Genomic DNA, 23,094 nt, shown 5'->3' with positions numbered 1-23,094 from the left:
TAGTATTCACATGAAAGCCAACTGTTTTATTCCTTTTATCACTAAAGATCTCGATGAAATGATTCCTTCGGCTCTCAATGATCCCTTTGAAACAACCATTCCAAAGATTTGTGAAATTGCCGCAAACGAATTACAGAATTATTTATTACAGCAACAAGATAATTGGATGCATAATTTCGGGACAGCGGAAGAGGTGAATAAAAAAGGGCCTATTAAAGGAAAAATGTTTGGCGTACTGGTCGTTAAAAATGAGTTTGGAGAATTGGGTTATTTGTCAACCTATTCTGGTAAAATTGCAGATGTGGAAAGTCCTCAAATCTTTGTGCCCTCCTTATTCGATATTACTACGAATGATAATTTCATCACCAAGGGCATGCGGAAAATTACAGAGATGAACAATGAGATCAAGAAACTTAAAGCAGAAGCCGCAGATGGTTATTTAGATGAGATAGAGAAACTTAAATTTGCAAGAAAAGAGCATTCCATAAAATTACAAGAAGCTTTATTCGATCAATACGTTTTTTTAAATAAATCAGGTGAGCAAAAAAGTCTCTTCACTATTTTCGATGAATACAATGCTATAAAACCAGCAGCGGGTTCGGGCGAATGTGCTGCGCCCAAATTATTGCATTATGCTTTTCGGCACGAATTAAAACCTTTGGCTATTGCAGAATTTTGGTGGGGACAATCCAATCCTTCAGAAGTTAAGGTACACCAATCATTCTATCCTGCTTGTAACGATAAGTGTAGACCGATATTGGGGTTTATGTTGGGATAATTAAAGCTTTAACTACTAAAAAAAATGTCGGCCTGAACTCCGAAGAATCTGCACGGAATATAGTCCACTGGGCAGTGCCCCGTGCTGAGCCTGCCGAAGTACCCCGTGCTGAGCTTGCCGAAGTGCTCCGTGCTGAGCTTGCCGAAGTGCTCCGTGCTGAGCGCAGTCGAAGTAAGGTCTCGGCGAAGCCGAGAGGTCCCGATCGGCAATCTTTTATCTCATCACGCCAAATAAACAGTCTTTCTGTTCACAAATTCCATCATCCCATCTTTAGACAATTCACGACCATAGCCAGAATATTTCGTTCCACCAAACGGCAATCTAGGGTCAGACTTCACCAATTCGTTAATGAAATAGGCGCCATCGGACACTTCGCTAGCCATTTTTAATGCTTTATCGGTATTCTCAGTACATACCGTAACGCCTAAACCAAAACGAGATTGTTCAGAAAGTTCGAATGCTTCTTCAATTGTTTTTACTTTAATCATCGCAGCCAATGGTCCAAAAGTTTCTTCTTTAAATGCCGGCATTGAGGTGGTTACGTTTCCTAAAATTGTAGGTTCATGAAAAGCACCATCTTGTTCACCACCCAAAAGGAGTTCAGCACCTTGAGCAATGGACTCCTTTACTTGTTTGTGTAATTCATCCGCAAGATCTTTCCGTGCCAAAGGACCTATTTCAGTAGATGCATCTTGTGGATCACCAGTCTTAAGTTCTTTTACTGCAGTTGTGAATTTTGTGACGAATTCATCATAAATACCTTCCATTAATATAAAACGTTTTGCTGCAATACAACTTTGACCACAGTTCAACATACGTGCAGTAACAGCTTTTTCAACGGCTTTATCAATATCTGCATCATCCCAAACAATAAAGGCATTATTACCTCCTAATTCGAGGATAGATTTTTTTATGTATTTACCAGCTATAGCGGCAACAGCCGAACCTGCACCTTCACTACCTGTTAATGTAACAGCTTTTACAGCGTCATGACTAATGATTTGTTCCGTACTGTCGTGGTGTACGATTAAATTTTGGAATACCCCTTCAGGAAACCCTGCTTTAATGAATACGCTTTCGATGAGTTGTGCACATCCAAAAACATTGGAAGCATGTTTTAACAATCCAGTATTACCAGCAGTTAAAGTAGGCGCCGCAAAACGGAAAACTTGCCAAAACGGAAAGTTCCATGGCATAACCGCGAATATAGGACCTAGAGGATCGTGTTGCACAAAACTTTTTTGAGCATCTGTTTCAATTATTTCGTTGGCTAAAAAATCAGCTGCATTTTCGGCATAATAATCACAAACCCATGCGCATTTATTCACTTCACTTCTTGATTCAGAAATTGGTTTGCCCATTTCTAAAGTAATCATCAAGGCATATTCCTCAACATTCTCTCTTAAGACATTACCTGCTTTTGCCATTAAAGTCGTGCGCTCAGCCAAACTTGTCTTTTTCCAAGAATTGAACGCCGTTTGGGAAAGTGCTAATTTTCTGTTTAATTCGGAAGATGAAAGTGCCGTGAATGTACCAACTTCTTCTCCATTATAGGGATTTATGCTTTTAATTGCCATATTCTTTAATTGTGAATGAATATTTAAAGTTATGACGAATTATCTGCAATTTGGTTCATCAATGCTTTTTTTAACTGAAAATTATAATAACAGAGAAGAACAACATTCTCATGATGTATCCCACTCGATTGATATTAAAAGGCAGTACTCCGTGCTGAGCGCAGTCGAAGTAAGGTCGACCAAAACAGCTATATAAAAAAAATAGAATGAATACAACCTAGACGCGAAGTACCCGGGTGGTGAATCGCCGATAGCAAGTCAAGTCCTGCAATAACTAGAATTACATAAGATTTGTTATCTTTTACTCAAGTTTTTAATACAAGTCTAAATTATATTCCTTTATTCATTAGAATTATTAATTTTGGTACCCTAACTATTAAATAAAACTATTTTTTGCTATGAATCAGTTCATAAAATTAATTATTCTTTTGTCTATCTTTTTTGTTAGTTCATCTATAAATGCCCAAGGGTTTTATATTACATACGAAGGTGATACGGTGAAATGTAAAGACGTAAGCATTAGTGGTCAATATTTTTATGCCGAAGGTATGGATGGTAAAAGTATAAAGCTTCCCCAAAAAAAAATTAAAGAATTTAGAATGGGAAATCGACTATATTATGGTCTTAATATAAGTTCAAAAATGAAACGTTTACAAGAAGTTTTTGCATTTAACGATAAATATGTATTGACAGGTTATTGGCAAGGAGAAAATACGTACTTCTATATATGGCCGAAGGATGCATTAAATCAAGGGTTTAACCCGGTTGAGAGAAAAATTTTAATGTTAGGATCATCAACAGAGTTTGAGAAGTGGCATCCAAGAGCTCGAAAAATAATTTCTGAACGGATTGGACCTTATTTTGGTGAATGCACTGAACTAATGGATTTGTTTGAAAGTAATATTTCTAACTCTAATAACATTACAAATTCTATCGCGGTTGTTAACTGTGAATAGGATCATTGCTTATTCATATCATTCAATGGTAGTTCACATAATACGCTAATACAATTTGATATCTCAGCACTTTACTTTACTCGTAGTGCCAATTTACCCGCTGACGCGCGTCCTTATAGCTATCGGGACCAATCGCTTGTAAATTTGTACGCGAAATTGTAATTTAACATTCAATTACAATTTACTAAAAACACTTATTTATTGTTATTTTTAGTTGATTGAGATGATATGCTAAATTCCTTTAGAAGTATACCTTACCAAAGTGTTGCTAGGTAATGAGTGCCGCTACTGCGGAGCAGGAACATATTCAAATCATTAGTAATGATGAAAAAAATTATAGGCTTAATATTATTTTTCTGTTTGTCACTTTTCAATTGCGCGCCTGAGCAGCAAGAACAAAACTTGACAGCTGAAGAAAAAACACTTAAATATAATTCCTCCACTGAGTTGAATGAATTATCTGTTTCAAAAGGGAGAGTCAGTGTTACTGGAAATTTAAGTATTGATATATTACAAGAAAATGACTCTACTTGGAAAGCTTATTATTTTGATGATCCAAGTGAATTTCAAATCTTTTACGAAAGGAATGATGGTATGATTATGTATGATGTAACATGTTTTCAGACCTGTGTTGATATTATTGAACTTGACAGTTTATTCAACCCATTGGTTTTATATCGATTTGAAAATAAAACCACAAATTCTTATAGTGAAAAAAAATTGGTTTTTTTGTCGTATTATGTAGGTGGTGAAGAGCTAGTCCAGGAAACAGTGAGTCGAGCCTATTACTTGAGCTGGGCTCCTAAAAAAAATGAAATAGAACAAGTTGTAGATAAAATTAAAATAAGTGAACTTCCAACAACCCAATTTTCTAATTCCGATTTTTTTAAGAAGAGAACAAAATATTGGATGACAATTGTCGATAATTGTTTTGGGTTCTACAACCATCCAATGGGGGACTTAAAGTATTTATATTCGGATAAGTAGCTGAATTTCTGCGGTAGTGAATATTGTTGTAAATATAAATCTTTACGATAGTTCAATTAAGAAATATGATGATTAAAAAAATCAATTTATTTCGCTAATCGAAAAAGGCGTAAAACATACGATCCAATTAAACATAAAGGGTCCTAGCAGCGCAGCTACTACGGAGCTAAGCGGTGAAGAGCTGGGTTAATATCCAATATTAATATGAAAAATTTTTTAATAGTTATTTTCATTGTAGTTAATTATCAGTTTGTAATAGCTCAAAATGTTATTGATTTTGTAAAATCAAAGGACTATAAATATTACACAGATACTGTTTACTGGAAAAATGAAAATAATGGTATGACGGTTAATTACTATGATTCAACTAAACTAGATGATCGCAATAGGGACATTTGTGTTGGAAGTGATGAGTATTATAATCAGAACACTATTTTAAGTGTACATCGCTATAATATTGACTCTAATTTCCCAATTAAAATAAATTATTTTTTTAACGGAAGAATTGAATCTATTTCAATGGGAGATAAGGATGTTACTTTCACAATGCATTTAACAGAAGACCAAAATTTATCTTCATATTACACTGAAAATTCTAGAATTAATCGATTCACGAAATATTTTGACAACAAAGGAAATCCTTATGACATTTTCGAATTTGGTGAAAATGATGTTGTCTTGAATACAGAATTAGTCAAAGAAGTTACTGTCAATACAAATAATTTTCAAGAATATTATTATTATTCTGGTTTTAAAGTAGATACGATGATCAGTTTTTTAAAAAGGCGACCATTATTTGTAAATGTTATGTTTTTACCAAGAAATTGGATCGATAGCACACAAGTCAACATTTTAATAAATTTACTTGGTTCAGATGATTTATGTAATGATCTCCAATTTGATGCTCAAAAAAGCGAATTTGATTATGAATCAAAAATTACAATTGACGAATTATGTAAAAAACTAATATATCACTATCTTACAGGTTATTATCCGTTTTATTTTACTGAAGAAAAAGTTAAAAAAGTTAAAATGTTTATAGAAAGTTGGTAGCGCCCAAGCTGCGCAGGATATTCATCCACGAGTGGTCGGACACTTCCTCCGCTTGCAAATTTGTACGCGAAATTCAAATTTAACATTCAATTACAATTTACTAAAAACACTTATTTATTGTTATTTTTAGTTGCTAGAAATAGTATGTTAAATGCTTATTTGTGATGAGAATTAGAAAACAATTTTTTGATAGTAACCGCAGCAGCGCAGCTACTGCAGAACACGGAAAAAAGGGAAGAATAAAATAATCATACTAACATGGTCAGGTTTAATTTCATAATTTATTTTTTTGTAGTCTTGTTTTTTTATTCTTGTCAACCTGAAAATGTACAAAGTGAAAGTATTGAGTCAGAAAAAATTGAAGAAGAAGTAGAAATTGATCGCTTCACACGGCTTAGGTTTGAATATTATAAAGATGCGGAGAAGGCAATTGAAGAAAATAACGACAGTTTATTTTTAGATGTAGCAGATTGGTTTCTCATCTACAGTAAAGATCCAATGAGTTTTGTGTCTTATGCCAATAGAATGGCTCTGATCAACAATTCCAAGTACGGCTATTACTATTACTTTGAGCTTCATGATTCAAATGTGATTATTGAACCAACCGATACTGCTTTGGTAAATCATCTCTTTTGGTATTTGGCAAAATCTTTTGAATTAGGTATGATAAAAGCTGTCCATCCTTATTCCAACAAAGTATTAAATCAAGAGATTAAGGACCCAGATTATTATTTAAAAAGGATGTGAAAATGCATTCACAACACCAAAGCAATTCAAAATTAGTGTACCAAGATTAGTTAATATCAACCACCGCTGCCGCGCGAAATGTCAATTCGACGAAGTCAATCCTGTCGCGTGGTAATTTAGTCAGCACGAAATGGTAATTTGACGTAGAGTTCATTTATATGGTTTTTTAAAGTCAAATTGAAACCAAAACAATCCTTTCTAATAAACCTCTATAACCACGCTATAACCACTTATTTATTGTTATTTTTAGTTGATTGAAACAGTATGCTATATGCCTTTAGAAATAAACCTAACAAAACTATTGCTTGATAGATTCGGCAGCAGCGCAGCTACTGCGGAGCAGGTTAATTCTAGTCCATTAGAATGTCAAACATGCTATAAAAACCTACTTTAAAGAGTTAAAATAATAAAAAGAAAAAAATGGACTTAATAATAATTTTGTCAACAGTTTTTGTGTTAATCGCTGGCTTATCATTTTTTAAAAAAAAACTAAAGTATTTTCTAGTATTTTGTGTCATTGAATCGTTACTAGTTTTATTTATTGCTTTTTATGAAAGTAGGACTTACAGGTTTGAGATCGAGATATATGGAAATATTTTAATTTATTTAATAGCGCTGATTTTCTTAGTCTACCTGCTGTTTGTGAAAATAAGGCATTCACAAAACCCCACAGATAATTAAAAACTAAACACCAATCTGCTCCCACCGCTGACGTGCGAAATGTCAATTCGACGAAGTCAATCCTTTCGCGTGGTAATTTAGTCAGCACGAAATGGTAATTTGACGTAAAACCCGGTGCGCAGGGTTTGTGATAGGCTGCGCAGGATATTCATCCGCCAAAGGTCATACACGTCCTACGCTCGCTAAATTTGGTTTATGAGCATGTCTAGCTCTTTTCAATTTAACCTAATTACTCCATTGCCTGCTGTCTTTTCAATTACCTGTGTTAGGGATAGGAGTGGATATCCTTTTTATTAAGGTTGAATTTCTAGAAGTGCCTCAGTCAGAGGGGAAAATAAAAAGATAAGAACGGATAGCCCGACCCCAATTGCGGCACAACTTGTTGGGTTGCAATTGGGGGAACACCCAAATGACCATTAAAGGAGTTTTAAAAATCAATCTTCTTTTGTATATTACCACCTAAAATTTTTAGCCTAGGACTTTTAAGTATGCCATAAATCACGACCAGGTGGATGGCAATTTCTTATTCGTAGTTTTTCCAAAAGCTGATCACATTTAATTTAGATTACGCTTTTATGGATTACGATGCAATTATTATAGGTTCTGGTGCTGGCGGTTTGGCTGCAGCTGTTTGCCTTTCACGTGAAGGGAAAAAGGTTTTAGTACTTGAACAACATGATGTACCAGGTGGTTGGTGCCATAGTTTTTACTTGAATGGGTATAGATTCTCTCCTGGTGTACATTATATAGGTTTGCTGGGTAAAGGTGAGTCGACTAGTGAGCTGTACGAAGGACTTGGAATTGCAAATGATTTGGTGTTTTTTAGAATGAATCCGAAAGCTTACGAACATTGCTGGATTGGTGATGAACGGGTGCATTTACCTGCTGGTTTGGAGGAATTAAAAACGGCATTGGGTGAACGTTTTCCGCATGAGAAAAAGGGTATCAATAAGTATTTGACTACGGTTAAAAATGTAAGTACACAGTTGCATTTGATTCCTAAAATGAGTGGGTTTTGGGACAATGTTACGATTCCCTTTCGTACCCGTCACCTCGGTAAATACGGCTTGTTCAGCTTGAAAAAAGTGATGGATTGGCATTTAAAAGATCCATTATTGATTAAAGCATTGAATGTACAATGTGGCGATCATGGTTTGCCTCCGGGTAAAGCAAGTTTTCCGCTGCATTGTGCGGTGATGGATCATTATTTTAGTGGCGGATTCTACCCAATGGGTGGTGGAGGTGCTATTGTAAAAGCAATGACCAATGTGGTGAAGAAGAATGGGAGTGAAGTGAGAACAAGCACGGGTGTTAAACGCATTTTGACGGAAGGCACAAAGAAAAAGAAAGCCATTGGTGTGGAATTGGAGAATGGTGAGAAAATATATGCTGAAACTGTAATTTCTAATGCCGATCCGAATAGGACTTACCTAGAAATGGTGGGTAAAGAAAATTTAAGTGACAAGCTGATTAAACGCCTATCGAATACCAAATACTCTTGTACTTCATTGATGTTGTTTTTAACGATTGATATGGATGTGAAAGCGGCTGGATTAGACTCTGGGAATATTTGGATGATGCAGGATAAAGATACGGATGTATTATTCGAAGAGATGATGCAGGCAGACATATCGACGGGGGAAGAATTTCCGGGAATGTTTATCAGTTGTACGACTTTAAAAGATCCGCCTAGTTTTGATGGGAAGTACCATGTTTTAGAGGTGGTGACGTATATTCATCGCAATGCATTTGATCAGTTTAATGGAGAGGACCAGAAACGTTCTCCTGAATATTTGGCGTTTAAAGAACGCATGGCGAATAAAATAATTAAAAGTCTTGAGCGTGTTTTACCTGGTGTTTCAGATAAGATTATTCAAAAGGATTTGGGTACACCAATGACGAACGAATATTATATCAATTCGACAGATGGGAGTGTTTACGGAACGGAAAAAAGCTTTAAACAAACTGGGCCTTTTGCTTATAAAACGAAGAGTGAGATTGATAAGTTATACTTGTGTGGAGCGAGTATTATTTCGCACGGTGTGGCAGGCGCAGCTTATTCTGGTGTGCAAACCGCAGCTAAAATTCTAGGTTGTACGCAAGATGACTTAATTCAACCGGATGAAACACAAAATATTCGTATTTATGATGCGGAAGATCAGTCGGATTATCCGGAATGGATGTTAAAAAAAATGGAAGTGAAGCGAGCTAGAGTTGGATCAGGTCTGAAACATTTATTGAAGGATGAGGTAGAGTAATGTCTTAGTTATTGTTATTTTAGGATAAAGAATAGCAGATGACTAGAGAATTGATTGTACAGATTCATGCATATGCCGGTGTGATAATTTTGATCACAGGAATACTACAAATGATCTTAAAGAAAGGTGGTAAACTTCACCGAATTATAGGGAATGTCTATTTTTATGCATGGTTACCTTTAATCGTTACAGGTGCATATATTGGCGGATATTTAATTACAATCGTCGGTATATTTGGGTTTTATTTCGCCTTGACAGGTGCACGAATCGGTCATTTAAAGAACAAAGGCATTCAATTATTCGATAAAATAATTTTTGGTGTGAGTTTCCTGCTGGCATTGCTCATGTTGTATTACGCCATTCGATTGTTCATGATTGGGCAAACCTCATTTGCTATTATTTTCGCTGTATTTGGCGGGATATTTTTTATCTCTACGCTCCAAGACATCCGCAAATTTATTTTGAAGCAAGATAGGTCCAAAATAGAATATGGTCAACTGGACTGGTATTTTGAGCACCTAACGCGTATGATTATTTCATTTATAGCGGCAACTACAGCTTTTGCGTCCATCCAAAATTTATTCGGAGAAAATACATTGAACTTTCTGTTGCCAACAGTAGTTGGAACAATAGCTATTATTTTTATTAGAAGATCTTATATCCAAAAATTCAAATTAGAAAAAAAGTAAAAAGGTTGCTATTTCGCAAAATAAGCCATCAATTCCTTCTTCGCATTCGGCGAAACTAGGGTAGACCATCGTATAAAAAACGTTTGCTATATACATATTAAAAGTATTTGGAGAGACCTAATGATTTAAAAAAAAACTAAGAGCGTCGATGCCATTCTTTTAAGAGCCATAAGAAACGAATTGAAATTGGCTAAAAAGTGAGGAAGCTCCAATCTCTGATTGGAGATCGCCGATCTTTTCCAATTACAAAAGTGGCGTTGGTGAGTAAAAGCGGGCTCTAAGAGTTAGGCCCTGCCAGGCTGCCTTTTTTGCTTACTTTTTTTGCAGAAAAAAAAGTAAGAGAAGGTTAAATGATTTAGTATTTCGAGAATAAGAATTTAACAACTATATAAAATACATTATTAAAAAGTTTGAATCATAGATTTATTTCGCAAAATAAGCCATCAATTCCTTCTTCGCATTCGGAGAAACTAGGGCAGTACTGTCATCAGAGAAAATAACTTGTCCCATCTTTCCCTTTTTATATTTCGCAACCTGCGCTAAATTGATGAGGTGTGATTTATGACTACGCAAGAATCCAAATTCAACCAATAAATCTTCGTAATATTTTAAGGTCTTAGAGAGGGTATACTTTTTACCATCAGCCATATAAAAAATGGAATAATTATCTGCTGCTTCTAATCGAATGATGTCTTTGATTTGTACCACTTCAAATCCATCCATTTGAGGCAATACTATTCTCTGATCTTTGTTGGACAGACTCTTAATATTCGCTTGGAGAACACTACTCGGCGAGAATGTTTGAGGCGAGTTCAGTTTTTTGGCAATCTTTTCAACTGCAAAAACCAATTCGTCAATGTCAATCGGTTTCAGAATATAATAGGCAGCACTTAAATTAATAGCACGAATGGCATAGTCGCTGAATGCTGTGATGAAAATGACTTCAAAATCGATATCATCAAACCTTGCCAATAAATCAAAACCATTGCCATAAGGCATTTCAATATCCAAGAAAATGACATCAGGTTGATGTTGTTGAATCAAATTTCCCCCTTCGTCAATATTATTGGCTTCTCCCATTAAGTCAACTGAAGGGCAATAAGTTTTTAAGTAGTTTCTTAAAATCTCTCGACTTATTTTTTCGTCTTCTATTATTATCGCTTTCATTTGATTCGGTTTACGCATGTAATTGGACTTTGATCACTGTTCCGCTGCCATCAGCATTTAAATCTTCTATATCAATATTCAATTTTTTCTTGAAGATGTCTTGAATCAATGTGAGTCGATCCTCTACATTCTTTAATCCAGTTGACTTCATCTTCTTCTGATTCTCTGTTTTTAAGGCTTTAGAAGCGGTTCTACCAATACCATCATCAATGATCTCAATCAGTACATAATTACTTTCATTTTTAAAAGAAATATTCAAATGTCCTTTTGATTTTCGATATCTTAAACCATGCCAGATCGCGTTCTCAACAAAAGGCTGCAATAACATCGGTGGAATTTGATAATGTTCTAGTTCGATAGCAGGATCAATAGTTAACGTAAAGTCAAATACATCTTTAAATCGATAATGTTCGAGGTTTAAATAAAGTTCTAAAATATCAATTTCCTTTTTTAGTGGAATAAAATCGTCTTGCGAATATTCGAGGACCTCACGCATTAATTTTGAAAATTCAGAGAGGTATTTATTCGCTGAGCGTTCATCTTTACTTGCAATAAAAGTATTGACCGAATTAAGAGAGTTAAAAATGAAATGAGGATTCATCTGATTTCGTAGTGATTTAAGCGTCAATAATTGATTACTTTCTTGTTTCTGCTTATTATTCCTATAAATGAAAAAGGCCATAATTAGTATGATAAGCAATCCAAAAAGAAGGAAATAAGTGATTGTTTTTTGCCTTTTAATGGCTTCATTCTTTGTTGCTTGTTGTTCCTGTAATAATTCAATTGTTTTATTGTTCAATTCACGATCCTTTTCAAGTAATAAGATCTTATTCTCTGTCGAGTTGATCAAATTATTTCTCGCTGCTATTAATTCTTCTTTTTGTCCTTCTAACATTTTAAAAGAATCAACCAACATGTCATATTCCGTCAGCAATTCAGCAGCTTTTCCAACTTCACCACTTTTTTCATAAGCGTCAGATAGGGTTTTTACAAACATCCTTTTCTCAGGTGAATTGCCTTCCTTTTTAATAATTTCAGCAGACTCCTCAAGTATCTCAACTGCGGCATCTTCTACGCCTAAATCGAGGTAAGAATTGGCAATATTAGATTGATTTACCATTGCCGCTTTTGTATTGCTGCGATTCACATTATAAGAATAAGCTTGCTCTTGCACTTCAATTTGTTGCGCGGTTGAATTGGTGTTTTCGTATAAATTACTCAACGAATTCATGGAGCTATTGGCCAATTCGTCGGACTCTATTTTAACGGCTAATTTACTTGCCCGATTGAAATAATTTTCGGCAGCTTTTGTATTGTTTCGTTTCTCCTCAACCTTACCTAAACCTAAATTACAATTTACAATGGTTTGGTTATCCTTCTCTTTATTCGCCGTCAATAAGGCTTCTTTATATTTTGCTTCAGCATTATCTAAATTTCCTGTTTTTAAATAGGCATCCCCCAATTTTAATAGGTATTGCTGCTTCTGGGCACTTTTATTTAGCGTAATTGATAATTCTAACGACTTGTTCCAGTATTGAATAGCTTTAGAATAATCGTTTAAAGCCATATAAGAATTGCCAATAGCGCCATTTAAATCTAGTTTTTTTGATGCAGATTGGTTGCTGTCTTTTAAGTCGATTGACTTTTGATAATTACTAATTGCTACTTTATAATTCCCAGCGTACTGATTGAACTCACCTAGAATTCCATAAGCCAATGCTTGCTCAGGTACAAAATCGTTCTCAATTGCCAGAATTAGGTTCGATTCTACCATTAATAAGGCACGCGAAAGACTGTCTTTATAGATGCTTTTAGCATGATTTAATGCTTTGGTAATTGCTTGTCGGTCAATCGAATTACTTCGTGATTTTGAATAAGAACTATACTTCGAATTATTCTGGGCATAAATGCCAATTGTTCCCATAAAGAGAAAGCAAAGGATCAGTTGTAGCCGCAGCAGTTTCATATTCATTAGTCGTTTTGTCTTGTTAAAATTAATGCAATTTTTTTAAGTCAAATTTAAATTGACCTTTCAAATTGAAGGGTTGAATAGGGTAGACTCATTCAAAATTGGTTTTCCCTCATTTTATCACAGCGCTACCTCAATCTAACTTTGTATAGCAAGGTTTATGCCTTTAATTTGGGGTATAAACATTTAAAATGTACGATATGAAAACCATTAGACGATACCAAAATCTATTTATTTGTTCAACGCTGCTATTTTTTGCGAATTCCTGTATTGAACCAGGTTATTCCCGCTCAAGCGATGATAGTTTTATGAAGCATACTGTTGTTCAAACACCTCCCCAAGCCAATCAAGGAAATAATATTAAGTTGGCCTTATTACTCGATACCAGTTCGAGTATGGACGGATTAATAGAACAAGCGAAGTCTCAACTGTGGGAAATCGTCAATACTTTGGCTTTGGCTAAAAAGGCGGGTAATTATGCAGAATTAGAAATCGCCTTATATCAATATGGAAATTCAGGACTTTCATCAAGAGCAGATTATATTCAAATGGTATTGCCATTAACCAATGACTTAGATGAAATATCAAACCAACTTTTCAATTTAACAACCAATGGAGGAGATGAATATTGTGGAGCAGTGATTTCAGCAGCAACAAAAGAATTAACTTGGAATGAAATTTCTAGCGGTTTAAATTTAATTTTCATAGCTGGGAATGAAGGTTTTGATCAAGGATCTACCAATTACCGAACAGCAACGAATAATGCAGCTGAAAATGGCATTATTGTCAATACTATTTTCTGTGGAAATGAAGCGGAAGGTAAAAGAACCCATTGGAATGATGGTGCAAATTTAGCTGGTGGAATCTATGCCAGTTTAGATATGAATACCAAAACAATTTATACAACAACACCATACGATCAGCAAATAACTGACTTGAATACACAATTAAATGATACCTATTTGGCTTATGGTAAAAAGGGCGAATCTCGTCGTTCGAATCAAATTGCGCAAGACAATAATTCGAAATCATATAGCAGTTCAAACTTAGTAAACAGAGCCGTTTCTAAAAGTTCACATTTATACAATAATAGCCAATGGGATTTGGTGGATGCAACAAATGAAAAAGGCTTTGAGTTGAATAAAATTGCAACAACAGACTTACCAGAGGAAATGCAAGGAATGAATGATCTTGAAAAAGAGGAATATCTAAACGCTATGACAGAAAAAAGAACCGAATTAAAAAGAAAGATTGCGGATTTAGCGCAATTAAGATCAGCATATATTGAAAAACAATCAGGAGCATCAGAAAATGGACTAAACAATGTTTTACTTACAGCGATTAGAAAACAAGCTACGGATAAAGGATTCAAATTTGAAAATAATGACAATAGGATGGATGAAGCAGCAGCAGAAATTGCTTTGCCTCCCTTCCAAAAAGCATTTGTGAATTTCGATTTCTTTGAAGAAACAATGAAAGCTGCTAAAGGTCACCGTTCAACCCGTTTAATAGACTTCAAAACTTTCACTGATTATTCGAAAGACATAGAAACAATCATTCTGGATACAAGATCGAAAGAAATGTATGACCGCATGCATATAAAAGGAGCTTTACATTTGAATTTTTCAGATTTTAATCAAGCCTCATTAGCGAAAGTCATTCCTTCAAAAAACACACGTGTATTGATTTATTGTAATAATAATTTTTCGTTAGAACCTATGTTTAATGTTGCTTTTAGGAGTAAAGCGGCACCAATAAAAGTGCCTAATCAAATTTCGCAAGGGTTAGGGGAGAACACCAATTCCTTGGCTTTAAATATTCCAACTTACATCAATCTATATGGTTATGGCTATGAGAATGTGTTCGAATTATCAGAAATGATATATACGACACATCCTTTATTGGAGCTTGAAGGATCCGATATTTAGTCAATCAATTGACTTATAATCCCGGAGCTAAAAGTTGGGCTTCGGGATTTTTTATGTTCATAATTAGCCATGATTCCCGTATCTTTGTACCATAATTCAGAAAGCGATAAATTGTTTTATTTCTTTCCATTTACATTACAAAGATAAGACCATGTCAATCAAAAAAATAGCCTACTCCATATTAGATTTAGCAATTGTTTCAAGCAATTCGAATTTTAAAGAAACATTAGAAAAAACAAGAGCATTAGCGCAGAAAGCAGAAGGAGCTGGTTATACGCGTTATTGGTTAGCAGAGCATCACAATTCAGCACATATTGGTAGTTCGGCGACTTCATTATTAATCGGATATGTTGCTGAAGGTACTTCAACATTACGAGTTGGTTCGGGTGGAATTATGTTACCCAACCATTCGCCATTAATCATAGCAGAGCAATTTAGTACATTAGGAATCCTATATCCCAACAGAATAGATTTAGGATTGGGAAGAGCACCAGGAACGGATCCTGAAACAGCAACAGCCATTCGAGCGGACTTTAGACAAGCTGCTTATACTTTTCCACAAGAAATAGCGGAAATAGAAAAATATTTTTCATTAGAAAATGCTTCAGCGAAAGTACGTGTACCAATGGCTGAGGGAGTAGATGTTCCTTTGTATATTTTGGGCTCAAGCACGGATAGTGCCCATTTAGCAGCTAAAAAAGGATTGCCTTATGCCTTCGCCAGTCATTTTGCAACCGCACATTTATTCGAGGCCATTACTATTTATCGCAACGAATTTCAACCATCGAAGGAAGTACCTGAGCCATATGTGATGGCTGGGGTTAATATTATCGTTGCAGATACAGACGAAGAGGCAGAGCAAATGTTTACTTCATTAATTCGAATGATTGTAAGTTTATTGACGGGTAAAAGGAATGCTTTACAAGCACCGACAGAGATGACAGATGAATTACGTGAAATGGCGAATCATCCTTCTGTTCAAGGCATGCTTAAGTTTACTTTTAGAGGAAGCAAAGCAACGGTTAAAAAACAAGTGGAAGAATTCATTGCCCAAACTAAAGTTGATGAATTGATTGCTGTTACGAATACTTATGATGCAGCTGACCGAATTAAGTCATACCAATTATTTGGTGAGATTATGTCGGAGATTAATGCGAAATAAGATTTTAAGGCAAAAGACAAAAAGATCAAGCTGCGGAGGATATTCATCCTTCGCTAAACCCAAATAAAAGCGATATGTATCGCAGATTTAGAAACTCGCGCTTCGTTGAAGTTGCGGAGGATATTCATAGTCCCACAGGATTTGCTCCGCATGTAGCTATGCTGCTGCGGTTGTAAAATGTAGTTCTAATATTAACCATTTGGCGGCTTCTCATTATTAAATAAGAGTTAGACCTTCAATAAAATTCGTTATTTTTAGTTCTTGAAGAGGTGCTATAATTGAGTTGTGTTTTAGGTAAAAAACTGAGTGATTCGATAATAACCGCAGCAGCGAAGCTACTTCGGAGCGGTTTTTAGATCAAAAAATTAGTTTTTCGAAAATAACTGCAGCAGCGCAGCTAGTATGGAGTGGGAGTGACAATTTGAATAATTATGACTTTAACAAAAGGAGGGTGTTACGCCTTAGTTTGCCTATTTTTAATTTCTTGTACAAGGGACCAGCGTGTTATAACTGAGAAGGTAAAATATTCAAATATTATTAACACCTTTTTTAATGACATTAAAACAAATAAAAAAACTGTTAAGGAGTCGGTGGATTTATATTTTACTAATTCAGATGAAATATTGAAGGAAGAAAATGAAAGGGCTTTCATACTTTATGAAATAAATATCATGTCATTTATAAACTATTTACAACGTAAAAATAGTCAATCAAAGTATAAAGTTTATTGGGGCGATGATATATTGAAAAATCGAGAAAATTTCTGGATTTTAGATCCATTTCAATGCGAAGAAACACTTCTTATTGTTTATGAGGATAGTCTAATAAACGATAAGTTTTGTTGCTGTTTTCGAGGGGATAGTATCTATTCAATATTTGCGTCTGATAATGATGGGAAAGTAGTTTGGACAAGAGAATTTAACTTGGTTCAAAGCCATTCACAAAACTAATAAGCAATTAAACGCCAGAAAAGTTCTCTATTTCGATTGAGATAATCACCCTTAAATTACGAATCAAGTTTTGCTGGATTATCTTTATTAAACCAAAAAAATAATAATTCTATTCTTTGTTTAGAAATTTCATAGAATAAGGTTGTATGCGGATGGATTAAAGCCTGATGAATATTTTTTAGCCCTTTTAAATTTGATTTTTTATAAAGTTTAGGAAATGTTTCTATTAAATTAATTACTCCGAATGTTTCCTCAACAAAAGCATTTGATTCTTTTTCAGTGAAGTTTTTTTCGATATCATTAATCACATCAGCAAAAGTTTCTTTCGCTTCGTCCGACCAAATAACTTCCATTAAATATTCGCGTTTGGGAAACGCTTTTGGTATTCAGATTTCACCTCTGCATGATTCGTGAATTGGCCATTTTTGATTTGATTTTGACCTCTTTTAATCCCCTCAATTACCTCTTCAGGTAAATCATCAACTGACCTAATGTTTTCATTTTTTGAACTGCTTTTTAACAATCCAATTATCTTATCTAAAGTAGATTCATCTGTATTGCCCAGAAGCTCAACAATTTTTGAGATTTTAATTTCAGCAGTATTCATAATTCAAAGATACGAAAAAAGCATTTTAGTTTAAAATTTAATTCGGTGAGCCAATTATTAGTGTTTGAATAGGGGAGTAGCGCTTTATTTTTGTCACATTTAATGAATGATGCAATCGCGAGTAAAAAACAGTCTTTAATCTTTTACGCTTTCATCTAACCAAACAATTCCTCTACCTCAGGCTGCGGAGGATATTGATCCTTCGCTAAACCCAAATAAAAGCGATATGTATCGCAGATTTAGAAATTCGCGATTCGCTGAAGATGCGGAGGATATTCATCAGCCCCACAGGATTTGCTCGGCATTTAGCTATGCTGCTGCAACGGTTGTCAAATGCAACAACAGTCTTTAATCTTTTACGCCTTAATCTAACCAAACAATTCCTCTACCTTCTTATGTCGGTATGCAAATATTTCTTTGAGTTTATGCTTAACGAATAACGCATTTGCAATTCGACCGAGGAAACCAAAAGGCAAACCATAATGAACGATATCAATCATTTCAACGCCATTTTCAGTAGCTTTAAAAAAGTGTTTATGGTGCCAGAATTTATAAGGACCGAATCTTTGCTCGTCAATGAAAAATGCATGATCTTTCACTTGCGTGATTTCTGTAACCCATCTTAGTTTAATTCCTAATACAGGTTTAACAAAATATTGGATGATTTTTCCTGGGTACATTTGGTCAGGTTTGCCATCAATGATTGCAAAACCCATTCCATCGGGTGTTATTTCCTTTAGATTATTCGGGTCTGAAAAAAAAGCCCAGCATTTTTCTATTGAAATAGGAACTTCTTGTTTCGATTCAACTTTGTATAATTTCATATTATTTTCACTTTCCGTGAAGAATAAATAACAATTGAAACCAATAAATAGGTGAAACGATACCGTTATACCTATTTTTTCAATCGGATACCTTCTTCTTCGATTGTAATGATTTTATCTCGGTATAAAGCTCCAATAGCCTTTTTGAATACCTTTTTACTCACACCAAACATGTATTTGATACTTTCAGGTGCAGATTTATCATTTGCTTCTAAATAACCACCGGCTTTTTCAAGCTTAGCTAGAATATCACCAGCAACACCATCTACTTTTTCGTAACCAGGAGGTTGTAAAGCAATATCTAATTTTTCGTCCTCTCTAACCTTCTGAACGAATCCTTTAATTCGCATTCCAGGTTTAATCGGCTTGAATATTTCATTGTGATATAAGAGTCCTGAGAATTTTTCATTCACAACAACCTTTACACCTAAATCTGTTCTAGTCGCTATAATCAAATCAACTTCATCACCCACTTGAAAATCGTGTGGTTGATTATCTAAAAATTGATCAGTTTTAGAACTGGCAACAATTCTATCCGTCTCTTTATCTAAATAAACACGAACAAAATAAGTAACACCAGCTGCCATATCATAGGCTTGTTCGCTAAACGGAACAAATAAATCCTTCAGTAAACCCCAATCTAAAAACGCACCGAAATTAGTCGTTTGCACACATTTTAAATGCGCAAATTGATCTACTTCAGCCAATGGCGTCTCAGTTGTTGCAATAATTCTATCTTCAGAATCGAGATAAATAAAAACATCGATATATTGATCTACATCAGTCCCTTCCAGTACATATCTTGTCGGTAGGAGAATTTCACCAAAAACTTCACCTCCGTCTAAGTATAATCCAAAATCTACTTCTTTAACTACACGTAATGTGTTGACTTTTCCTATTTCTACCATCTTAATTTCTTTGAAACAATCCGTAAATATACGGTCTTTGTCCGCCCTTAGGGTTCACAAAAATAGAATTATTTGTTGCAATAGTCTCAAAAGCGGGTCCTAGCTCGCTTTGAAGCATTTCTAAATCGTATTGACGAATAGGTAAACCAGCGCATTTTTCAGCACCTCCTTTAGCAAATGTTGCAAGTAGAACAAATCCGCCTACTTTAACTTTTGATTTTAATAAGTCAAAATATGTATTTCGATCTACTTCCTCTGTAAAAAAGTGGATCACTGCTCTGTCTATCCATAAATCCAATAACGGCAATTCGTGTAAGATACTTGGCGCAGTTAAATCATCTAAAATCCACTCCACATTGCACTCCTCTTTACCTAAGTTTTCACGAAGAATAGATAAGGCTTTAGGACTGACATCGTTTATATTGATATTCTGAAAACCATCTTCTAATAGAAATTCGATTAGCGTAGTTGCTCCCGCGCCAGCTACAAAAATTTCCGCGTACTTACTTAAATTAAGCGAGTTGATTAAATGAATTGTATCTTTTGGATGCGCTTCATACCAACCTAACTCCGTTTCTACTTTCCCTTCATATATTTTCGTCCAATGCGACTTCCAATCCATAGCTTCTATTTAAAATCAATGTGAATATAAAGTTAATCCATAATTTAATTGACTTGAAAAACCGAAAAAATAATATTTTATTCGTTTTAATCCAATTACTGCTTTACTATTCAGTTTAATAAACGAAAAAAGGGGATTGAATAATCAATTCCCCTTTTAAGCTAATTAAAAGTAAACTATGAAAATACTTTATTAAAATTATACCAATTGAGCTTTTGGATATAATGACATCCATTTCTCTAATTGTTCTTCTGTCTTTAATGTTATTGTTGTTCTATTGTCCAACTTTAATTTAAATTTTGGTGTTGAATTTTTAATTTCTTGAATTATTTTTTCAACTCTTGATTTTGATTTTTTACGTGCCATTATTATATGTTTTTGGTTCTTAATTTCTTCTATAAAGATAACGATTATACTTCGAAGTTATTGTAACAACTATTACATAAACCCCTTAAATTAGACGAATTGCGATAAAAACGGGACGAATGAATCACATTCTTAATTAAAATTATACCGTTTGGTATATGTTGAAATACCTATAAAAGCTGAAACAAGCAAAAAACGACTTGGTTTTTTAGGATTATTGTTTGGTGCCTTGTTAAAATTCGTTAAAAATAATTCGTTAAAAATTAACAATATGAAATATGCTCGATTTAGCTAAATAATCGAATTTAATACTAAACCATTTTTATACTCGTTTAAACACGGGTATTCAACCATGAATAATAAGATAAATGGTTATTTTTGTTGCGTTAAATTAATATTATGAGTCAAAATCAGAATTACAATTCGAGTGAATTAATCAGCTTTCTTTGGCAAAAGCGTAAGCATCTAATTATTATAACAGCTTTGGCATTCGTTATATCAATAGGCGTTAGTTTATATATGACACCTTATTATATGGCAAGAGCCATTGTCTTTCCAACTAAATCCAATTCGGTTGACTTTAGTTCGAACAGCCGGAATAGTGTTGTTGAATTTGGTGACGAGGCAGATGCGGAAAGACTTTTACAAGTATTGGTTTCTCCCGAAATTCGTGATAGTTTGACTTTGAAGTATGATTTGTATACTCATTATGAGGTTGATACAGCTGAAGCTCATGCTAAGTTCGAGTTCCAAAAAAAGTATGAGCAAAATATTCATTTCGATAGAACACGATATAACTCAATTAATATTGATGTCTTGGATACCGAGCCTAAAAAAGCAATGTTGATAGCAAATGATATTGTAAGGTTAGTGGATACCGTTATGAATAGAATGATTCGCGAAAGAGCGCAAGGTCCAAAATTCGCAGTTGAATATGAAGTGGATCTAATAAGAAGAGAGATGGGGGATTATTCTGAGAAATTAAAGTCGTTAGGCGATTCGGGCGTTGTAAGTGTTGATGAACGTGGTAATATGTATGCTGATTATATGGAGGCATTAAAATCAGGTTCTAGTGGGAAGGAATTAGCTGAAGAGATTAAACGAAAAATTAATGCGACGCAAAAATACGCATCAGAATATGACACTTATACCAATTTAGTAAATGGATTTAGTGTGCGGTATACAAATATTCTTGATGTAAATGATCAGGTACATCAATATGCTAAAACAGAAATTCAACAAACTATTCGACATAGTTTAGCGGAAGAGCCAGACAAAAAAGCCAAACCAAAAAGAGCAATAATTGTTTTATTGGCAACTTTTTCAGCTTTTATTATGGCAATCTTCATTTTATTAGGAATAGAGAAAGTAAAAGAACTTCGCGCAATCAATTAATTTCGTTTTGAAAGTTTTACTAAATATGCGTTGGTTTTACTTATTTGCAGTCCTTTTTTTGACTGCGAATATGTACTTGATGGCGCAAGGTGAAATTTTTCTTAACGCCGTTCCGCTTGGACTAATATTGATATACACTGCTTTTTATCACCTCGATAAATTGTTTTTATTTATTGTTTTTTTTACACCACTTTCGTTCAATATAGAGAATTATGTCAGTGCAAATGTTGGGTTATTTGTACCAACTGAACCACTTTTATTTGGGGTTCTATTGATTATTTTCTTTAAACAATTGAAATCAAACCTATTTGAATCTGCCTTTTTTAAACATCCAATTACAATTCTATTTATTTTTCAATTATTATGGATTTTCATTACTGCAATGACCAGTGAATATCCAATTGTATCGTTCAAGTTTTTATTGATGAAAATGTGGTTTATTATTCCAATTTACTTCTTTGGATATCTTTTCTTTAAGGACGAAAAAAACATTTTTAGATTTATCTGGCTCTTTATTTTTGGATTGACAATTGTTGTGCTGTATACATTAATAAATCATGCTAGTTATGGATTTAATGAAGCGAGTGGGCACTGGGTAATGTCTCCATTTTTTAAAGATCATACCTCCTATGGTGCGATTTTAGCATTGATTTATCCTGTGTTGTTTGGATTGCTATTCGCAAAAAAAAATGGTCCACTTGTAAGGCTTATTCTAATTACTTTAATTCTACTTTTTGCCATTGCAATAGCTTTAAGTTATACCCGTGCAGCATGGTTAAGTTTAGTCGGTGCATTCTTGGTTTATTTATTATTCCGCTTTAAAATCCATTTTAAATACCTTGCAGGAATAGGTGTGATGGGAATTGTATACATCGCTTTTTCATGGACAGCTATCATGCATAATTTAGAGCGGAACCAATCGGAACATGCGACTGATAATATTGATGAACGAATTGAGTCGATGGCAAATATTAGTACGGATGCATCTAACTTAGAAAGACTAAATAGGTGGGGGAGTGCTATTCGTTTATGGGAAGAACGACCAATTGTAGGCTGGGGACCTGGAACCTATGCAATGGTTTATGCGCCGTTCCAATTGTCATCCTCTAAAACAGTGATCTCAACAAATGCTGGAATTTTAGGCAATGCCCATTCAGAATACTTAGGACCATTATCGGAACAAGGTTTAATCGGGATGTTATTGATTATAATGCTTGTGATTTATATTCTTTATATCGGTATCACATTATACCTAAGATTACCTGAAGGACCATTAAAAACGCTGTTGTTGACCATTATTTTAGGACTGATAACGTATTTCGCACATGGTATTTTAAATAACTATTTAGATACCGACAAGGCTACCATACCAGTATGGGGTTTTACAGCGATTATTGTGATGTTAGATATCAAATATCCGAAAAACAAAATCAAAAAAGGATTGCAAACGCAGGCGAAAATTGATTAGCA

At 34.4% G+C, this 23,094-nt stretch carries 21 protein-coding genes; 12 read left to right on the top strand and 9 right to left on the bottom strand.

The features are described 5' to 3' along the window. Positions 1-10: 10 nt before the first annotated feature. Complete coding sequence (locus tag T367_RS0107275) at positions 11-778, top strand: hypothetical protein (RefSeq protein ID WP_035842853.1); 768 nt, start codon at positions 11-13, stop codon at positions 776-778. Positions 779-999: 221 nt separating this feature from the next. Here the strand turns inward: T367_RS0107275 and T367_RS0107270 are convergent, their stop codons facing one another. Next, positions 1,000-2,355, bottom strand: coding sequence for an NAD-dependent succinate-semialdehyde dehydrogenase (locus T367_RS0107270; RefSeq protein ID WP_027419247.1), 1,356 nt, complete (start codon positions 2,353-2,355; stop codon positions 1,000-1,002). A 398-nt stretch (positions 2,356-2,753) separates the two neighbouring features. On the opposite strand from T367_RS0107270, the gene T367_RS0107265 reads away from it, so the two are divergent. The 6 genes from T367_RS0107265 (at position 2,754) to T367_RS0107240 (ending at position 9,726) form a co-directional block, all read left to right on the top strand. Continuing rightward, positions 2,754-3,311 (top strand): hypothetical protein, encoded by a 558-nt coding sequence (locus T367_RS0107265; RefSeq protein WP_027419246.1) that lies wholly within the window; start codon positions 2,754-2,756, stop codon positions 3,309-3,311. A 321-nt stretch (positions 3,312-3,632) separates the two neighbouring features. Next, the gene (locus T367_RS0107260; RefSeq protein ID WP_157454157.1) at positions 3,633-4,298 is read left to right on the top strand and encodes a hypothetical protein; all 666 of its coding nucleotides are present in this window, start codon (positions 3,633-3,635) and stop codon (positions 4,296-4,298) included. A 204-nt stretch (positions 4,299-4,502) separates the two neighbouring features. Next, positions 4,503-5,351, top strand: a complete 849-nt coding sequence (locus T367_RS0107255; RefSeq protein ID WP_027419244.1) for a hypothetical protein — start codon at positions 4,503-4,505, stop codon at positions 5,349-5,351. A 258-nt stretch (positions 5,352-5,609) separates the two neighbouring features. After that, positions 5,610-6,098: a hypothetical protein gene (locus tag T367_RS0107250; RefSeq protein ID WP_157454156.1), complete on the top strand. Its 489-nt coding sequence runs from the start codon at positions 5,610-5,612 to the stop codon at positions 6,096-6,098. A gap of 1,256 nt (positions 6,099-7,354) precedes the next feature. Then, a complete protein-coding gene (locus T367_RS21715) occupies positions 7,355-9,037 on the top strand; it encodes a phytoene desaturase family protein (RefSeq protein ID WP_051568426.1) in 1,683 nt (560 codons plus the stop codon). A gap of 38 nt (positions 9,038-9,075) precedes the next feature. Continuing rightward, a complete protein-coding gene (locus T367_RS0107240; RefSeq protein ID WP_027419242.1) occupies positions 9,076-9,726 on the top strand; it encodes a DUF2306 domain-containing protein in 651 nt (216 codons plus the stop codon). 423 nt (positions 9,727-10,149) lie between these two features. Here T367_RS0107240 and T367_RS0107235 read toward each other — a convergent pair whose 3' ends face one another. Next, complete coding sequence (locus tag T367_RS0107235) at positions 10,150-10,893, bottom strand: LytR/AlgR family response regulator transcription factor (protein WP_245593028.1); 744 nt, start codon at positions 10,891-10,893, stop codon at positions 10,150-10,152. Between the two features lie 10 nt (positions 10,894-10,903). Then, a complete protein-coding gene (locus T367_RS0107230) occupies positions 10,904-12,817 on the bottom strand; it encodes a tetratricopeptide repeat-containing sensor histidine kinase (protein ID WP_027419240.1) in 1,914 nt (637 codons plus the stop codon). A gap of 245 nt (positions 12,818-13,062) precedes the next feature. Between T367_RS0107230 and T367_RS21710 the strand changes: the two genes are divergently transcribed. The 3 genes from T367_RS21710 to T367_RS0107215 all read left to right on the top strand — a co-directional run bounded on the left by T367_RS21710 (position 13,063) and on the right by T367_RS0107215 (position 16,902). Further along, entirely contained in the window at positions 13,063-14,790 is a 1,728-nt protein-coding gene (locus T367_RS21710) for a rhodanese-like domain-containing protein (protein ID WP_169736037.1), read from the top strand. Positions 14,791-14,941: 151 nt separating this feature from the next. Next, on the top strand, positions 14,942-15,952 hold the full coding sequence (locus tag T367_RS0107220) for an LLM class flavin-dependent oxidoreductase (protein ID WP_027419239.1): 1,011 nt from the start codon (positions 14,942-14,944) through the stop codon (positions 15,950-15,952). 431 nt (positions 15,953-16,383) lie between these two features. Beyond that, complete coding sequence (locus tag T367_RS0107215; RefSeq protein WP_027419238.1) at positions 16,384-16,902, top strand: hypothetical protein; 519 nt, start codon at positions 16,384-16,386, stop codon at positions 16,900-16,902. A gap of 56 nt (positions 16,903-16,958) precedes the next feature. Here the strand turns inward: T367_RS0107215 and T367_RS21705 are convergent, their stop codons facing one another. The 6 genes from T367_RS21705 to T367_RS24855 form a co-directional block, all read right to left on the bottom strand. Beyond that, complete coding sequence (locus T367_RS21705) at positions 16,959-17,255, bottom strand: type II toxin-antitoxin system RelE/ParE family toxin (RefSeq protein WP_035842850.1); 297 nt, start codon at positions 17,253-17,255, stop codon at positions 16,959-16,961. After that, positions 17,255-17,509, bottom strand: coding sequence for a hypothetical protein (locus T367_RS0107205; RefSeq protein ID WP_027419237.1), 255 nt, complete (start codon positions 17,507-17,509; stop codon positions 17,255-17,257). The genes T367_RS21705 and T367_RS0107205 overlap by 1 nt, the downstream gene beginning before the upstream one ends. Positions 17,510-17,877: 368 nt before the next feature. Beyond that, positions 17,878-18,333, bottom strand: coding sequence for an SRPBCC family protein (locus tag T367_RS0107200; protein ID WP_027419236.1), 456 nt, complete (start codon positions 18,331-18,333; stop codon positions 17,878-17,880). 71 nt (positions 18,334-18,404) lie between these two features. Further along, a complete protein-coding gene (locus T367_RS0107195) occupies positions 18,405-19,241 on the bottom strand; it encodes a CvfB family protein (protein WP_027419235.1) in 837 nt (278 codons plus the stop codon). Position 19,242: 1 nt separating this feature from the next. Further along, positions 19,243-19,863: a class I SAM-dependent methyltransferase gene (locus T367_RS0107190; protein ID WP_035842847.1), complete on the bottom strand. Its 621-nt coding sequence runs from the start codon at positions 19,861-19,863 to the stop codon at positions 19,243-19,245. Positions 19,864-20,061: 198 nt separating this feature from the next. Further along, positions 20,062-20,229: a hypothetical protein gene (locus tag T367_RS24855; RefSeq protein WP_157454155.1), complete on the bottom strand. Its 168-nt coding sequence runs from the start codon at positions 20,227-20,229 to the stop codon at positions 20,062-20,064. Between the two features lie 399 nt (positions 20,230-20,628). Between T367_RS24855 and T367_RS0107180 the strand changes: the two genes are divergently transcribed. Together T367_RS0107180 and T367_RS0107175 are read left to right on the top strand one after the other, a co-directional pair. Next, the gene (locus T367_RS0107180) at positions 20,629-21,624 is read left to right on the top strand and encodes a Wzz/FepE/Etk N-terminal domain-containing protein (protein WP_027419233.1); all 996 of its coding nucleotides are present in this window, start codon (positions 20,629-20,631) and stop codon (positions 21,622-21,624) included. A gap of 25 nt (positions 21,625-21,649) precedes the next feature. Beyond that, complete coding sequence (locus tag T367_RS0107175) at positions 21,650-23,092, top strand: O-antigen ligase family protein (protein ID WP_084274341.1); 1,443 nt, start codon at positions 21,650-21,652, stop codon at positions 23,090-23,092. Positions 23,093-23,094 lie beyond the last annotated feature (2 nt).

Source organism: Crocinitomix catalasitica ATCC 23190 (genome assembly GCF_000621625.1).
Taxonomy (GTDB): Bacteria; Bacteroidota; Bacteroidia; order Flavobacteriales_D; family Crocinitomicaceae; genus Crocinitomix; species Crocinitomix catalasitica.
This window is presented reverse-complemented; position numbering and strand designations above follow the sequence as displayed.

Bases quoted from the DNA above. Each gene is read 5' to 3' on its own strand.
- T367_RS0107275 (WP_035842853.1), top strand. From the start codon at position 11: ATGAAAGCCAACTGTTTTATTCCTTTTATCACTAAAGATCTCGATGAA.
- T367_RS0107270 (WP_027419247.1), bottom strand. From the start codon at position 2,355: ATGGCAATTAAAAGCATAAATCCCTATAATGGAGAAGAAGTTGGTACA.
- T367_RS0107265 (WP_027419246.1), top strand. From the start codon at position 2,754: ATGAATCAGTTCATAAAATTAATTATTCTTTTGTCTATCTTTTTTGTT.
- T367_RS0107260 (WP_157454157.1), top strand. From the start codon at position 3,633: ATGATGAAAAAAATTATAGGCTTAATATTATTTTTCTGTTTGTCACTT.
- T367_RS0107255 (WP_027419244.1), top strand. From the start codon at position 4,503: ATGAAAAATTTTTTAATAGTTATTTTCATTGTAGTTAATTATCAGTTT.
- T367_RS0107250 (WP_157454156.1), top strand. From the start codon at position 5,610: ATGGTCAGGTTTAATTTCATAATTTATTTTTTTGTAGTCTTGTTTTTT.
- T367_RS21715 (WP_051568426.1), top strand. From the start codon at position 7,355: ATGGATTACGATGCAATTATTATAGGTTCTGGTGCTGGCGGTTTGGCT.
- T367_RS0107240 (WP_027419242.1), top strand. From the start codon at position 9,076: ATGACTAGAGAATTGATTGTACAGATTCATGCATATGCCGGTGTGATA.
- T367_RS0107235 (WP_245593028.1), bottom strand. From the start codon at position 10,893: ATGAAAGCGATAATAATAGAAGACGAAAAAATAAGTCGAGAGATTTTA.
- T367_RS0107230 (WP_027419240.1), bottom strand. From the start codon at position 12,817: ATGGGAACAATTGGCATTTATGCCCAGAATAATTCGAAGTATAGTTCT.
- T367_RS21710 (WP_169736037.1), top strand. From the start codon at position 13,063: ATGAAAACCATTAGACGATACCAAAATCTATTTATTTGTTCAACGCTG.
- T367_RS0107220 (WP_027419239.1), top strand. From the start codon at position 14,942: ATGTCAATCAAAAAAATAGCCTACTCCATATTAGATTTAGCAATTGTT.
- T367_RS0107215 (WP_027419238.1), top strand. From the start codon at position 16,384: ATGACTTTAACAAAAGGAGGGTGTTACGCCTTAGTTTGCCTATTTTTA.
- T367_RS21705 (WP_035842850.1), bottom strand. From the start codon at position 17,255: ATGGAAGTTATTTGGTCGGACGAAGCGAAAGAAACTTTTGCTGATGTG.
- T367_RS0107205 (WP_027419237.1), bottom strand. From the start codon at position 17,509: ATGAATACTGCTGAAATTAAAATCTCAAAAATTGTTGAGCTTCTGGGC.
- T367_RS0107200 (WP_027419236.1), bottom strand. From the start codon at position 18,333: ATGAAATTATACAAAGTTGAATCGAAACAAGAAGTTCCTATTTCAATA.
- T367_RS0107195 (WP_027419235.1), bottom strand. From the start codon at position 19,241: ATGGTAGAAATAGGAAAAGTCAACACATTACGTGTAGTTAAAGAAGTA.
- T367_RS0107190 (WP_035842847.1), bottom strand. From the start codon at position 19,863: ATGGATTGGAAGTCGCATTGGACGAAAATATATGAAGGGAAAGTAGAA.
- T367_RS24855 (WP_157454155.1), bottom strand. From the start codon at position 20,229: ATGGCACGTAAAAAATCAAAATCAAGAGTTGAAAAAATAATTCAAGAA.
- T367_RS0107180 (WP_027419233.1), top strand. From the start codon at position 20,629: ATGAGTCAAAATCAGAATTACAATTCGAGTGAATTAATCAGCTTTCTT.
- T367_RS0107175 (WP_084274341.1), top strand. From the start codon at position 21,650: ATGCGTTGGTTTTACTTATTTGCAGTCCTTTTTTTGACTGCGAATATG.